General features: G+C 40.7%; 15 protein-coding genes. All 15 read right to left on the bottom strand.

Annotated features, from left to right (window positions below):
• Positions 1 to 153 precede the first annotated feature (153 nt).
• A complete protein-coding gene (locus M2419_RS26605; protein ID WP_259256243.1) occupies positions 154 to 1,530 on the bottom strand; it encodes an NADH-quinone oxidoreductase subunit N in 1,377 nt (458 codons plus the stop codon).
• A 17-nt stretch (positions 1,531 to 1,547) separates the two neighbouring features.
• A complete protein-coding gene (locus M2419_RS26610) occupies positions 1,548 to 2,990 on the bottom strand; it encodes a NuoM family protein (RefSeq protein WP_153844497.1) in 1,443 nt (480 codons plus the stop codon).
• Between the two features lie 14 nt (positions 2,991 to 3,004).
• Positions 3,005 to 4,927 carry an NADH-quinone oxidoreductase subunit L gene (gene nuoL / locus M2419_RS26615; RefSeq protein ID WP_159727570.1) on the bottom strand — a complete coding sequence of 641 codons (1,923 nt, stop codon included), beginning with the start codon at positions 4,925 to 4,927 and terminating at the stop codon, positions 3,005 to 3,007.
• A gap of 19 nt (positions 4,928 to 4,946) precedes the next feature.
• Positions 4,947 to 5,276 (bottom strand): NADH-quinone oxidoreductase subunit NuoK, encoded by a 330-nt coding sequence (nuoK, locus tag M2419_RS26620; protein WP_153844499.1) that lies wholly within the window; start codon positions 5,274 to 5,276, stop codon positions 4,947 to 4,949.
• Positions 5,276 to 5,773 carry an NADH-quinone oxidoreductase subunit J gene (locus M2419_RS26625; RefSeq protein WP_046673083.1) on the bottom strand — a complete coding sequence of 166 codons (498 nt, stop codon included), beginning with the start codon at positions 5,771 to 5,773 and terminating at the stop codon, positions 5,276 to 5,278. The genes nuoK and M2419_RS26625 overlap by 1 nt, the downstream gene beginning before the upstream one ends.
• A gap of 11 nt (positions 5,774 to 5,784) precedes the next feature.
• Positions 5,785 to 6,294, bottom strand: a complete 510-nt coding sequence (locus M2419_RS26630) for an NADH-quinone oxidoreductase subunit I (protein ID WP_070560982.1) — start codon at positions 6,292 to 6,294, stop codon at positions 5,785 to 5,787.
• Between the two features lie 13 nt (positions 6,295 to 6,307).
• The gene (nuoH, locus tag M2419_RS26635) at positions 6,308 to 7,351 is read right to left on the bottom strand and encodes an NADH-quinone oxidoreductase subunit NuoH (protein WP_153844500.1); all 1,044 of its coding nucleotides are present in this window, start codon (positions 7,349 to 7,351) and stop codon (positions 6,308 to 6,310) included.
• Between the two features lie 8 nt (positions 7,352 to 7,359).
• The gene (locus M2419_RS26640) at positions 7,360 to 8,379 is read right to left on the bottom strand and encodes a 2Fe-2S iron-sulfur cluster-binding protein (RefSeq protein ID WP_153844501.1); all 1,020 of its coding nucleotides are present in this window, start codon (positions 8,377 to 8,379) and stop codon (positions 7,360 to 7,362) included.
• Positions 8,380 to 8,409: 30 nt separating this feature from the next.
• On the bottom strand, positions 8,410 to 9,765 hold the full coding sequence (gene nuoF, locus M2419_RS26645; RefSeq protein ID WP_153844502.1) for an NADH-quinone oxidoreductase subunit NuoF: 1,356 nt from the start codon (positions 9,763 to 9,765) through the stop codon (positions 8,410 to 8,412).
• Position 9,766: 1 nt separating this feature from the next.
• Positions 9,767 to 10,288 carry an NAD(P)H-dependent oxidoreductase subunit E gene (nuoE, locus tag M2419_RS26650; RefSeq protein WP_075990305.1) on the bottom strand — a complete coding sequence of 174 codons (522 nt, stop codon included), beginning with the start codon at positions 10,286 to 10,288 and terminating at the stop codon, positions 9,767 to 9,769.
• Positions 10,281 to 11,516 carry an NADH-quinone oxidoreductase subunit D gene (locus M2419_RS26655; RefSeq protein ID WP_182330600.1) on the bottom strand — a complete coding sequence of 412 codons (1,236 nt, stop codon included), beginning with the start codon at positions 11,514 to 11,516 and terminating at the stop codon, positions 10,281 to 10,283. Before M2419_RS26655 ends, nuoE begins: the two co-directional genes overlap by 8 nt.
• A gap of 10 nt (positions 11,517 to 11,526) precedes the next feature.
• Positions 11,527 to 12,024: an NADH-quinone oxidoreductase subunit C gene (locus tag M2419_RS26660; protein ID WP_228280104.1), complete on the bottom strand. Its 498-nt coding sequence runs from the start codon at positions 12,022 to 12,024 to the stop codon at positions 11,527 to 11,529.
• On the bottom strand, positions 12,025 to 12,576 hold the full coding sequence (locus M2419_RS26665; protein ID WP_153844503.1) for an NADH-quinone oxidoreductase subunit B: 552 nt from the start codon (positions 12,574 to 12,576) through the stop codon (positions 12,025 to 12,027).
• 60 nt (positions 12,577 to 12,636) lie between these two features.
• Positions 12,637 to 13,011: an NADH-quinone oxidoreductase subunit A gene (locus M2419_RS26670; protein WP_088163316.1), complete on the bottom strand. Its 375-nt coding sequence runs from the start codon at positions 13,009 to 13,011 to the stop codon at positions 12,637 to 12,639.
• A 119-nt stretch (positions 13,012 to 13,130) separates the two neighbouring features.
• A complete protein-coding gene (locus M2419_RS26675) occupies positions 13,131 to 14,930 on the bottom strand; it encodes a tetratricopeptide repeat protein (RefSeq protein WP_153844504.1) in 1,800 nt (599 codons plus the stop codon).
• Positions 14,931 to 14,932: the final 2 nt, after the last annotated feature.

Here is a 14,932-nt window from a genome sequence, read left to right on the forward strand (position 1 = left end):
AGATTTAACACACACTTTAAACGCCATCTGCAATTTGATAGGATTTCTTTTTTACAATATACAATTTGTATGCAAGAGTTATACCAATAAAAATAAAAAAAGCACAGCGAAATCGCCATGCTCTAATAAACAACAAGTATTTTAACAGAAACTTTATATTAATTTTAAAAGGCAGTCTGGATATACCCCAATTAAGATTGTAAGCATTACGGCAAGGAATAATACCAATGAATAATTCCACTGCACATTGACACAGGATTCGTCACTGTCTCTAAAGTACATCGCAACGACAACTTTTAAGTAGTAATACACGGCAATGCCTGCATTGATTACCGCCAATACGAGCAAAACAATATGATAATTTTCCATAACAGAAGAAAACATCATAAACTTACCGATAAATCCAGCTGTCAGTGGTATTCCCGCAAGAGAAAGCATGGCTATCGTGATGGCAAATGCGAGCAAAGGATTTCGTTTGCCCAAGCCATTAAAAGCTTCAAAATGCTCGGAGCCAGTCGTTTTCTTGACAAGGATCAATCCCGTAAAGGCAACAATGGTTGCCAGTGAATAGGCAAGGCCATAAGCAAAGATACTATTAGCCGAAGTAGCCCCAACTGCTACAATCGCAAATAACATATACCCAGCATGCGAAACACTTGAATAAGCAAGCATGCGTTTGAAGGAAGACTGCATTAATGCAGAAATATTTCCAACAAATAAGGTAAGAATGGCGATCACTAAGAAAACCGGAGTCCAAAAATCTTGTAAAGGCAATAGACTATAACTGAATAAACGTAACAATCCAGCAAAAGAAGCAACTTTAACGACCGTACTCATATAACTCGTAATCAGTATCGGAGCTCCATCATAAACATCTGGTGTCCAGAAATGAAAGGGAACAGCCCCCACCTTGAACGTCAGTCCCACAATGAGGAGCAATATACCTCCATAAAACAAAGGCGAAATTGCCTGCGGGTTATTGACAACATAGTTTTTGATTTCACTTAAATCAAATGATCCTGTAGCACCGTATAACAGGGCAATACCAAACAGTAGAAACCCAGTAGAGAAAGCTCCCATCAAAAAGTACTTTAATGCCGCTTCATTTGATGCTTTGTCTCTTTTACGTATACCGACCAAAATATAAAGCGCTACAGACATAATTTCAATACCTAAAAAAAGCATTGAAAAATTATGATAACTATTCACAAGAACAGCACCTGTGAGGGAGAAAATCAATAACGAATAATACTCCGCAATTTGTCCCTCCTCATCGAAATATCCCTTTGATATTACAAAGATGCACAAGGTAACCGCGATACATAAGACCGAGAAAGCAATAGCATAATGATCAAAATGAACCATCCCACTATAGAGAGGTCCGCTGGTAGAAGTCCAGTCATTCCATAAGAAACCAATAGCGACCAAGAAGCCAAGAATAGAAACAGGCAGCAGCATAGATTTCATCTTGAATAAACCAAGATAAAGGACGACTAATGCTAATATCGAAAGTGTAATTATTGCACCCATACAATTAAATATATCTATTATCTGCCTAAAAATGTACTTAAAACTTCCACAGAACCTGCAGAAAGGTTCAATAGGAAATTAGGGAATATACCAATATAAAGGATCAATACGGAGACCACTGTCAATACAATAAGTTCCGTTCCTTTTACATCTTCAAATTGTATAGTTCTTTCGGTCGTTTCTCCCAGCATCGTTCCTTGATAAAGCCTAAGGATATAAACTGCACCGAGAATTAAGGTTAAACCCGCGAAAACCGCAAACCAAAATCCATATTGAAAGACGCCTTTCAATAATAAAAACTCACCAATAAATCCATTCGTTAATGGTAACCCCACTGCTCCCATACAAATAATCATAAAGAAGATGGCCAACCGAGGCGCCTTGCTTGCTATTCCGCCGAGCTCAGTGAGACTACGTGTCTGTGTGCGTTGCTGTATAATATCCAACACATAAAAAAGCCCTATCACAGAAATACCGTGATTTAACATTTGAATAGTTGCTCCACTCAGGCCATTCGTATTCCATGTGAAGACACCAGCACTAATTAAGCCAACGTGGGCTATTGATGAATATGCGATCAATCGCTTCACATCATCTTGTTTAATTGCAATAATGGAAGCATAAACGATCCCAATAACGCATAAGATCATTGCAAAATGTCCGTATAGAGCAACACCAGCTGGCGCGATAGGCAATAGCCAACGCATTAAACCATAAACCCCCATTTTGAGCATGATACCCGCCAACAACATCGTACCTGCTGCAGGTGCATTTGTATACGTATTGGGTTGCCAAGTATGAAAAGGAAAAATTGGTATTTTGATGGCGAAAGCAACAAAAAAAGCCCAAAATAACCATCTCTGCGTATTTTCCCCCAAATCTAATGCTATAAATGAAGTCCATTCAAAATCACGATTGGGTACTTGTTGATAGAGATAAAGAATACCGATCAACATCAAAAGGCTCCCCAAAAAAGTATAAATAAAGAATTTCAAATTTACGCGAATACGATCTCCTTCACCCCAAAGTGCACAAATAAAATAAATCGGAATCAAGGCAATCTCCCAACCCACATAAAAAGTAAACGCATCCAAGGCCATAAATACGAGCAATAAGCCCGCTTGCATAAAAGCCATTAATGCATAAAAGTTTCCTTTATAATCCTTCTTAAAGGTTGTAGCAATAATTAAAGGCATCAGTCCATTCGTCAATAATATCAGCGGCAAGCTAATTCCATCAACGCCGATATGAAAATGAATATGCAATGAAGAAATCCATAGCCAATTTTGTTCAAATTGCATTCCGCCATTTGCGTCAAAAGTACAAAGGAAAGGAATAGTCAAAGCCAAAGACAGTAATGATAAAATCAAGGCAATAGACTTTGCAGCATTGGTCTTTAAAAACGTTAGAATCAATGCGCTTATTAACGGCAATAAAATAAGTAAAAACAAGTTATCCATCGATTACACCAAAATTAAAGACTCAACAATCCATAGATGAAAATGGCAATCACCCCAATTACCATCATCAATAAATAAAAACCAACATTACCATTCTGGAGCAAACGCAATACTTTTCCTGTATCAAATGTTGCTTTCCCGGCACCATTAACAACACCGTCAATGCCACGTTGATCCACAACATTCCCGAAGAAAGACGAGAGCCAATTGATGGGACGTACAATGATGCTATCATAAAGTTCATCCACGTAAAACTTATTGTAAGATAGATTCGCCAAGAAACTTCTGGTACCTTCTCCCGCTTCAGGTAACTGTTGTCGTTTAACATACTTGTTAAAGGCTAAAGCAACCATAATCAATACTCCAACAACAGAAACAGCCATTAATAAATATTCAGTACTGTGTTCCAAATGATGAGTTGCAGGCATTATTGCTTTTCCCTCTGAGAACACCGGCGCCAGGAAGTCCTCAAGCCAATGATTACCACCCAAAACAGCTGGTAAGTTGATCACACCTCCAACCACAGAAAGTATAGCCAATACAATGAGTGGCATTGTCATACTCTTTGGAGATTCATGCAAATGATGTTTTTGCTCTTCCGTACCACGGAATGTTCCAAAAAAGGTCATAAACAGCATCCTAAACATATAGAATGCCGTCATTAATGCACCAATAAAACCTAAACCCCATAAGACCGGACTAGCGGCAAAAGCCCCCGCCAATATTTCGTCTTTGGAGAAGAAGCCAGAGAATGGCGGAATTCCTGCAATCGCGATTGTCCCCATCAACATCGTCAGATAAGTAATAGGCATTGCTTTCTTCAAGCCGCCCATTTTACGCATATCCTGTTCCTCACTCATACCATGTATAACAGATCCGGCCCCTAAGAATAGTAATGCTTTGAAAAAGGCATGAGTCAATACATGGAAAAACGCTCCAGTAAATGCTCCGACACCGAGGCCAAGAAACATATAGCCCAATTGTGAAACTGTGGAATAAGCCAATACTTTCTTAATATCATTTTGTGTCAATGCAATCGCAGCAGCTAACAGGGCTGTACAGATAGCTATGACAGAAATGAGCTGCAACGTAAACGGTGAAAGAATAAACAATACATTGGAACGTGCAATCATATAAATACCGGCTGTAACCATCGTCGCCGCATGGATCAGGGCCGACACGGGTGTCGGGCCAGCCATGGCATCTGGCAACCAGGTAAACAAAGGTATCTGCGCCGATTTACCTGTTGCAGCAATAAATAACAAAATGGTAATGCTAACGACTGTGATATCACCAACAGCAAAATTCTTGGCCGCTGGAAATACAGTCGAAAATTCTAAGGAGCCAAAAGTCCCAAGTATTAAAAATACCGCAAGCAGAAAACCTAAATCTCCTATTCTATTCATCACAAATGCTTTTTTTGCCGCATTTGCATACGAACTATTCTTATACCAAAAGCCAATCAATAAATAGGAACATAGTCCTACACCTTCCCAGCCTATGAACATGACCAGGTAATTGGATCCCAATACCAATAGCAACATAAAAAAGATAAAGAGATTCAAATAAGCGAAGAACTTACCAAATCCATTATCATGATGCATATAACCAATAGAATAGACATGGATAAGGAAACCAATTCCCGTAACGATTAAGAGCATAATCGCACTTAACGGATCTACTAAAAAGGACAGACCGATCTTGAGATTGCCCACTGCAATCCAATCAAATACATGTTGTTCAATGATGCCTGCTTGTCCAGCTTGTCTCGCTTGGTAGACTTCGGAGAAAAGAAGGCAGCTACATACAAAAGAAATAAGCACTACAGCACTGCCAACAGCGCCTATCATACCTTTGGAAAAGGTATTCCTACCCAATCCGTTCACTATAAACCCGATTAAGGGCAAAAGGGGAATCAACCAAACTAATTCACTCATCGTATTTATTTCTTAAGTTCTACCAACGAAGTTTATTTAAGGAATCGATATCCACAGACTTCGTATTCCGATATACCATAATAATAATCGCAAGGCCTACGGCAACTTCTGCCGCCGCCAATGCCATGATAAAGAAGACAAAGACCTGTCCAGACGCATCGCCATGCTGCACGGAAAAAGCAGCTAAAAGAAGATTCACCGCATTCAGCATCAATTCAATAGACATCATAATAATAATGACGTTACGGCGAATAAGAACACCGATAACACCAATAACGAAAATAATCGCACAAAAAATCAGATAATGATTTATTGGCACCCCCTGTAACTGTTGAACAACTGTTTCCATTAGATTTGTTTAGGTTCTTTCTTAGCTAATAATATTGCTCCAATCATTGCCGTCAATAACAATAATGATGATAACTCAAAAGGAAGCAAAAATTCGTTAAACAACACCTTACCCAGATTCTTAACCAACCCGATTTCTGGATTAACAACAGTCAAGGGATTAGAAATATCAAATACGCGGTATACACCGAAGAAAGTCACCAATAGGCAACAGCCGGCGATAACCCCCATAAACTTAACCAAGTTGGATTTCATGGGTTCGGTATCCTTATTCAGGTTGAGCAGCATCAATACAAATAAAAACAAAACCATGATGGCTCCCATATATACGATGAAATTCACCACAGCCAGAAACTGTGCATTCAAAAGAATATAATGTATTGTAAACGTAAAAAACGTAATGACCAGATACAGTACACTGTGTACAGGATTTTTTGTAAAAATGGTCAGCAGCGCAAAGAAAATAGACAAGAAGGCTACAAAATAAAATACTGTCATAATTTCCTGTTTTAGCTCTTTAATTTGGTAATATCAAAAGTTGGTTCTACCAATTTATCTTTTCCATAGATAAAATCCTTACGGAGATAATCTGCTGTCACATGCGGTCCATCCAGATAAATCGCTTCTTTCGGACAGGCCTCTTCACATAGACCACAGAAAATACAACGCAACATATTGATTTCATATACCGACGCATATTTTTCTTCGCGGTAAAGATTTTCTTCACCTTTTTTCCGCTCGGCAGCAGTCATTGTAATCGCCTCTGCAGGGCAGGACAAAGCACATAATCCACAGGCTGTACATCGCTCACGCCCTTCCTCATCACGTTTGAGCGAATGTTGCCCTCTGAAGTTTTTCGAATAAGGTCTTATTTCCTCAGGATATTTAATGGTTGGAATTTTCTTGAAAAAATGCCTTAATGTAATGCGTAAACCTTTGATAATAGCCGGAAAGTAAATTCTTTCCGAAAATGTCATCGGTTTTTGTTCGATTACTTTTTTACGATTGGTTAGTTGCATAAAAAGTCCTTTCTTATGAGAAATAAGTATCTTTAATCAATGTAAATACACCTGTAAGTACAATATTGGCAATCGCCAATGGAATCAACATCTTCCAGCCCAGATTCATCAATTGATCGTAGCGGAAACGTGGTAAAGTCCAACGCACCCACATAAAGAAAAAGATAAACAGCAATATTTTAATGAAGAATGCAACCACCCCGATGATCGTGATCATATTGGCCGACCATCCCAGATCATTCATAAAAGGGAAATTATAACCGCCAAAATAAAGTGATGCCATCAATGCAGAGGAAACGAACATGTTAATATATTCGGAAAACATGTAGAGTCCCAATTTCATGGAGGAGTACTCCGTATGGTAACCACCAACAAGCTCCGTTTCACATTCTGGCAAATCAAACGGAACCCGATTACACTCGGCAAAAGCACAGACCATAAAAATGATAAAACCCAGCGGCTGTGCCCAGATATTCCAATTGACAAAACCAGACTGTTGAGCAACAATTTCTTCCAGTGTCAAGGTACGCGTCACCATCAACAGAGCGATAAGCGACAATCCCATTGCAATCTCATAGCTGATACTCTGTGACGCTGCACGAATTGCACCCATAAGCGAGAATTTATTATTGGAGGCCCAGCCACCCAACATGATACCATATACGCCAAGTGCAATCACACCAAACATATACAACACCCCAACATTGATACCCTGCGCAACCTGCAAAGAAATTGTGCGATCTCCAATCTGCAATTCCTGTCCCCAAGGAATAACGGCTGAACTAATACATGCCGTTATAATCGCAATTGTAGGCCCCAAAATAAAGAGCACCTTGTGTGCGCCCGCAGGGATAATTTCCTCTTTAAAGAAAAACTTCCCCCCGTCACATAAAGGTTGTAAGATTCCGAAGATACCGGCCCGATCGGGGCCATATCGATCTTGCATAAAGCCTGCAATTTTACGTTCCGCAAGTGTCGAATACATCGCGATCACCAAGGTGATAACGAATACAATAGACACCAGTATTAATTTTTCTATGACAAAAGACCACTCCATATTTGTGATTATTTCAATTTTTCTGTTCTAGCCAACTGTTCGCGATTTTGTTCCTGTAGCATTGGATTCTCCTTAACAACTTTCGGCGGATTAAATAACTCGTAGTGATTGGCAGAAATGACGGAATGTCGGTCTATTTCTGTCGGTTCCTCTAAGACCCAATCGCTTGTTTTTTTCTGATCAAAGCGACAGGTATTACAGATAAACTCTTCCACTTCACCAAACTCATCCTTTCGAGCAGTTACCCGAATGACCTCTTCTCCCTTATACCATAAGGTTACCTTACCCGAACATGTCGGACAATCACGATGAGCATCGACAGGCTTCGTAAACCATACCCTGTTCTTGAAACGGAAGGTTTTATCTGTCAAAGCTCCCACAGGACATACATCAATAACATTTCCGGAGAAATCGTTATCGATTACATTTTCAATATAAGTCGATATCTCGGCGTGATCTCCTCGTCCTAAGATACCGTGTACACGCTGGTCAGTCAACTGATTTGCGACATAAACACAACGGTAACATAAGATACAACGGTTCATATGCAATTGGATCTTATCGCCCAAATCAATGCGTTCGAAGGTACGTCGATTGAATTCGTAGCGTGTATGAGCACTGCCGTGTTCATATCCAAGATCCTGCAATTTACATTCACCAGCCTGATCGCAGATTGGACAATCTAAGGGATGGTTAATCAATAAGATTTCAACAACACCTTTTCTCGCTTCCACCACCTCTGGCGAAGTAATATTTTGTACTTCCATACCGTCCATTACCGTTGTACGACAAGAAGCCACCAATTTCGGCATCGGTCTTGGATCCTTTTCAGATCCCTTGGAGACTTTTACCAAACAGGTACGGCATTTACCGCCACTTCCCTCCAGTTTGGAGTAGTAACACATTGCCGGAGGGACTATATCGCCGCCGATCTGTCTCGCTGCATTTAATATGCTTGTCCCAGGAGCAACCTCTACCGGTATACCATCGATGGTGACCTTAAACTTTACATCTTCCGCTTCTGCCATGATATGATTAATTTATCGTTACAGCTTCTATTATGATACTATTGGTTGTAAAGGATCAGCATAATGTGCCAGTCCATAATTTCTTGTTTGTGACTCTTCCGGATGCAGGATATGCCATTCAAATTCATCCCTAAAGTGTCGTATTGCAGCTGCCACAGGCCATGCCGCAGCATCCCCCAATGGGCAAATCGTATTCCCTTCTATTTTTCGTTGAACGTCCCACAGTAAATCAATATCTTCCATAGCACCATGACCGCTCTCGATCTTATGCAGTACCTTCTCCATCCAACCCGTTCCTTCACGACAAGGCGAGCATTGACCACAGCTTTCATGATGGTAGAATCGCGCAAAGTTCCAGGTATTACGCACCACGCACTGATCCTCATCAAATACGATGAAACCACCTGATCCAAGCATTGTACCAGTTTGGAAGCCACCATCAGCCAATGACTCATAAGTCATCAATCGGCTATTTCCAGCAGCAGTTTTCAAGATTAGATTAGCCGGTAAAATAGGCACCGAAGAACCTCCGGCTACGACAGCCTTCATTCGTTTCCCATTGGCAATACCACCACAATATTCGTCCGAGTAAATAAATTCTTCAACGGGCAGACCGAGTTCGATCTCATAGACCCCTGGTTTTACAATATTTCCGCTAGCGGAAATTAATTTTGTTCCGGTACTACGCTCTACACCGATCTTAGCATACTCTTCACCACCCAAATTAATAATGGGAACTGTCGTTGCAATAGACTCCACATTATTCACCACTGTTGGGCAGTTATATAAACCCGCTATCGCTGGAAAAGGGGGTTTAATACGTGGGTTACCTCGTTTACCTTCTAAGGACTCTAATAAAGCCGTTTCCTCACCGCATATATACGCTCCGCCTCCCGGTTGAACATAGATCTCTAGATCATACCCCGAACCCAAAATATTTTTACCCAAAAACCCTTTTTCCTTGGCTTCAGCAATAGCACGCTCCAGAATTCTGATCTGTGGCATCATCTCTCCACGCACATAGATATAAGACGTGTGAGCCCCCAAAGCGAAGCTGGATACAATCATTCCCTCAATAAGTGCATGCGGAATATGTGTCATTAGATAACGGTCTTTGAATGTCCCTGGTTCAGACTCGTCGGCATTACAGACCAAATAGCGCGGCACCCCCTCAGGTTTGGCCAAAAAGGACCATTTCATCCCCGTAGGAAAACCGGCTCCGCCACGGCCACGTAATCCAGACTTCTTAACCTCTTCGACAACATCCTCAGGAGACATTGTCTTTAATACTTTTTCAACAGCAACATAACCACCTTTTTGTCGATAGACCTCAAAGGTATTGATGCCAGGAACATCGATATGAGTCAACAAAAGTTTACGTGCCATATTATTCTGTTTTAGCTTTTAAATTATCAATCAATTCGTCGACTTTATCTTCTGTCAGATTCTCATAGAATGTATATTCAGGACCGATCTGTAAGACTGGTCCAAAACCACAGGCAGCCAAACATTCTACACCACGCCAAGAGAAAAGCCCATCGCTTGTGACCTGCCCTTCCTTTACACCGAGCTTTTGTTCTAAATGCCCCATGATACGCTCTGCACCGACCAAACAACAGGGGCCGGTACGACAAATCTCCAGTACATATTTTCCTTTAGGTTGCAACAGGAACATGGTATAGAAGGTTGCCACCTCATATACCTCAATCGGTAATATATTCAGGTAAACAGCAACCTTATCCATCGCATCTGCGCTGACCCAGCCGTATTCCGCCTGAACCAAATGTAAAATGGGCAATAAGCCTGATTTCTGCTTTCCTTCGGGGTAACGGCTTACCACTTCTCCAAACTTGGCTAACAATTCTGGAGAAAACGTTACATTTTCATTATGTTGTTTTACACTAAGCATCTAATTCTCCAGCTATAACGTTAAGACTACTCATATTTATAATGGCATCTGAAATCAGCATTCCTGCACTCATTGGTGCAAACATCTGATAATTGACAAAAGAAGGTCTCCTAAAGTGAAGACGATAAGGTGACCGTCCACCATCGTGAATCAAATAAAAACCAAGTTCGCCATTTGCACCTTCGACCGCATGATAGACTTCTGCTTTTGGTGTGTCCACCTCACCCATGACGATTTTAAAATGGTAAATTAGAGCCTCCATATTGGTATACACCTGTTCTTTCGGAGGTAAATAGAAATCAGGCACCTCCGCATGGAAGACGCCTTTAGGTTCTTTCTCAATTTTCTCTAATGCCTGTTCAATAATCCGAAGTGATTGCCACATTTCGGCATTCCGAACCATGAAACGATCGTATACATCACCTGTCGTGCCAACAGGTACATCGAAATCAAATTCTTCATACGAGCAATAAGGATTCTGTACACGCACATCGTAATCTACACCTGTCGCCCGTAAAATAGGGCCAGACCAGCTATAATCCAGGGCATCTTCTGCTGTTACAGCTGCAACACCCGACGTTCTTTCTATAAAAATGCGGTTACGAACAAACAACTCTTCAAACTCTTGCAATACCGGAGGATAGCGTTTCAGAAATTCACGTATTTTCTCAAAGGCTATAGCATTGAAATCACGCTCGAAGCCTCCAATACGACCAATATTCGTTGTCAGACGAGCGCCACAGATTTCTTCAAAGATTTCATAGATAAACTCGCGTTCCTGCATCACATACAAAAAGCCCGAAAAAGCACCCGTATCTACCCCCAAAATACCATTACAAATAATATGATCCGCAATACGGGCAAGCTCCATGACGATAACACGCATGTACTGCACCCGCTTAGGAATCTCTATCTTGAGTAGTTTTTCAACGGTCATATGCCAGCCCATATTATTGATTGGAGACGAGCAATAATTTAGACGATCAGTCAAAGGCGTTATTTGATAAAAAGGTCGATGTTCAGCAATTTTTTCAAATGCGCGGTGAATATAACCGATCGTGGACACGCCACTCACAATACGCTCGCCATCGATTTGTACCACGTTCTGAAATACGCCATGCGTAGCGGGGTGCGTGGGACCAATATTTAGGGTAATCAACTCGTCTTGCGGATCGTTGTCTTCGAAGACTGGCTGATTAGATGTTATCTTGCTTATAAATTCGCTCATATCGTATAAATTAACGGCCGAAATACAAATCTTTCTTATCTACGCGATTTGGATCCTCTAAAGGATATTCCTTACGCATTGGAAACACCTCCATATCATCTACATTCAGAATCCTTCTCAAATCGGGATGCCCTATAAAATTGACACCAAAAAAATCAAAAGTCTCACGTTCCATCCAGTTCGCACCTTTCCAAACAACGGTTGCCGTTGGAATTTCAGGATTCGGTCCATGCAAAAAGACCTTTATCCGAATTCGAATATTATGAACGAGACTATGGATATGATAGACGACAGCAAATTCCTTTTCTAAATGCGGATAATGCACCGCCGTAATATCGGTCAGATGGATAAACTGCAACTCCTTATTCGATTTCAAGAAACGAAGTACTTCGATCACATTTTCCGTATCCACGACAATCGTCAATACATTGTGTGCATCTTGAATTTCGTTAATCTGTGCCGGAAAATTTCCTTGGAGCTTATCCAATAAAAAACTGTTTTCCATCATCTATTTATTTATATGTATTCCGTACTTTTCAAGCAGCGCTTTGTATTCGGGTGTATTTCTCCGGTTCAATGATTCATTCTTTACAATATCCTGTAGACGCAACACGCCATCCAAAATTGCTTCTGGACGGGGAGGACAACCAGGTACGTACACATCAACCGGTATGATTTCGTCTATTCCTTGTAAGACAGAATACGTATCGAAAATACCACCACTAGATGCACAGGCCCCAACAGCAATTACCCAGCGCGGCTCAGCCATTTGCACATACACCTGCTTTAACACCGGAGCCATTTTCTTAGCAATGGTACCCATCACCAATAGCATATCGGCCTGACGCGGTGAAAAACTAGGGCGCTCGGCACCGAATCTAGCCAAATCGTAAGTAGAGCCCATCGTTGCCATAAACTCGATACCACAGCAGGATGTGGCGAACGGCAAAGGCCATAACGAGTTGGCTCGGGCTAAGCCAATGGCCTTGTCCAAACTTGTCGCAAAAAAACCTGCGCCTTCTACTCCCGGAGGAGCTTCTGCCAATTTTATATCACTCATGAAAAATCGATTTATAGGTTTAAGTATTGCTGGCCCAACGGCCAACCATCACGGGAATATCTAATCCCAACTCAATGCTTTTTTCTTGATCACATAGATAAAGCCCAACAAGAGCAGTCCCATGAAAATAAACATCTCGATCAAGCCCTGTAGTCCCATTTCCCGAAAGTTGACTGCCCATGGATACATGAAAATGACTTCAACATCAAATATGACAAACAGAATAGCGACCAAGAAATATTTTATGGAGAAAGGCTGCCTGGCATTTCCGACAACTTCAATTCCCGACTCAAAAGCCCCAAGCTTGTTTTCTGTACGGACTTTCGGTCCGATAAGATGTGTAATAATTATGGTACCTACTCCAAATCCTACAGCTACTAAAAGCTGTATAAATATAGGCAAGTAGTCTATCGGCATACTATTGGCTTGCTCCATCTCAATTAAAATTTATATTGGTAACTGTCTTTAAATATAGAGATTCCAAGGTAAAAAACAAAACAAAAAAGGCGTAGATATTACTATCTACGCCTAATTTAGAATGATTTTACTTAAGCTTATTTCAATGCACCTAGGTACCCTTTAACAGCTTCATTCGTTGGATCAATTGCCAATACTTTTTGGAAGCTTTCCTTCGCTTTAGGAAGATCTTGCTTCACATAATAGTAGAGACCGATATACGTGTTTGCATCGATCAAATAATTCTTATTCTTCTCTTGTGCCCCACGTTGATTGATAGCTTCGATCAATTTTTGGAACGGCGCCACGAAATCACCTTTAGGTTGCTCCAAGTTGTCCGCGGTTAAGGCAGCAAAAGCTTTATAATAAAGTGCATTGATCAAATATTTATCTTGTGCTTCTTTATTGTCTGTTGTTTCAATAACAGATAAGAAAGTCTGTGCTTTTAGCAAATCGGCAATTGCTTTGTCTCTCAATTCTTGATTAACTACCACTTGTTCCTCATTCTTGCTACCAGCATCTTCTTTAGCTCCGATTTGGTAATAGGCTTCTCCAGCATAGTAGTTTGCATCAAACAAATACGTCTTATTGTCTTTATAAGAAGCTACCAATTCAAATAACGAGGCTGCTGTCTGCAATTCTTGCTCTTGGTATTTAGCAAATGCCAACTCAGCTGTTTCTCCCAACAATTCTTTGTCTAAATCAATTGCTTTCTTAATATCGGCAATACCCTTTTGAATATTCGCTGTATTCTCTGCTGTCAATACCGGAGCCGCAGTAGCCGTACTATCCGCACCAGCAGCTGCTGGTTTTGGGCTATTTGCAGCAATCTCAGACATACCTAGATACATATAATCCAATGGAATTACACGATCTTTTTCCATTTTGCTAAACATCTGGTTTAAGTACTCCAGTGCTTTCGGATAATCCTTTGCTTTTTGGAAAGCGATATAACCCAAATAACGATAGATTTTTGGATCTACAGAAGGGTTTTTAGCTAATTCCTCAGAAACTACCTTCAAATCGTCATATTGACGCGCGTAAACCAAGAAATCGGCGTAACGGATTTTAGCTTCCAATGAATTATCACCCGCAACTTCAAGATATTTCTTGTATTGTTCAACACCTTTCTTATTTAACTCGACATATTTCTCGTCAGAAGTACCCGGTAATCTAGACCATTGATTGTATGTTTCAGCCAATTCACGGTAAGTCGGCGCGTATGCCGGAGTTTCCGCCGCAATAGCTTCCAATTGTGTGATAGCCTCATCAAATGCTTGCGCGCCACGTACGATCACAGCCTGTCCAACTTTCGCTTGTACTGAATTTGGATCGATATCAGTCGCTTCACCATAGCTTGTATAGGCTAATGAACCTTCTTTTAAACCACGGTATGCATCACCTAATGCGATAGGAACTGCAACATCTTTTTTGTTTTTTTCTTTCGCTTGCGTTAGGTATTCCAAAGCTTTCGCATAATCGGGCTCAGGCGTTTTTATATATGCACGACCGATTTCCAATAATGGTTCATAATCTTTTTTACCTAATTTTGCGGTTGCCAAAGCGAATTTAGATTCAGCGCTCGCTTTATCCTTTTTCATTAAGTCAACATAGCCCAAACCTACATTATTGATTGTAGCCTTTGGATCAGCAGCCAAACCTTGGTTGAAAATCGCAGCGGCAGAATCCGCTCTGTCGTTTACCAAATAAATTTGACCCAAATAGAAATAATTATCTCCATTCTTAGGTTGCTTAGTCACTAACTGTTGAAGGATAGTTTTCGCTTTACCATAATTCTCAGCCTCGATGGCTGCTCTAGCATCTTTCAAACTTTGTGCACTTACTGTGCCCACAGATCCCGCCAATAAAAGACTAAATAATAATTTACTGTTTGTCATAA

Source organism: Sphingobacterium sp. BIGb0116 (assembly GCF_024808035.1).
GTDB lineage: Bacteria > Bacteroidota > Bacteroidia > Sphingobacteriales > Sphingobacteriaceae > Sphingobacterium > Sphingobacterium paramultivorum.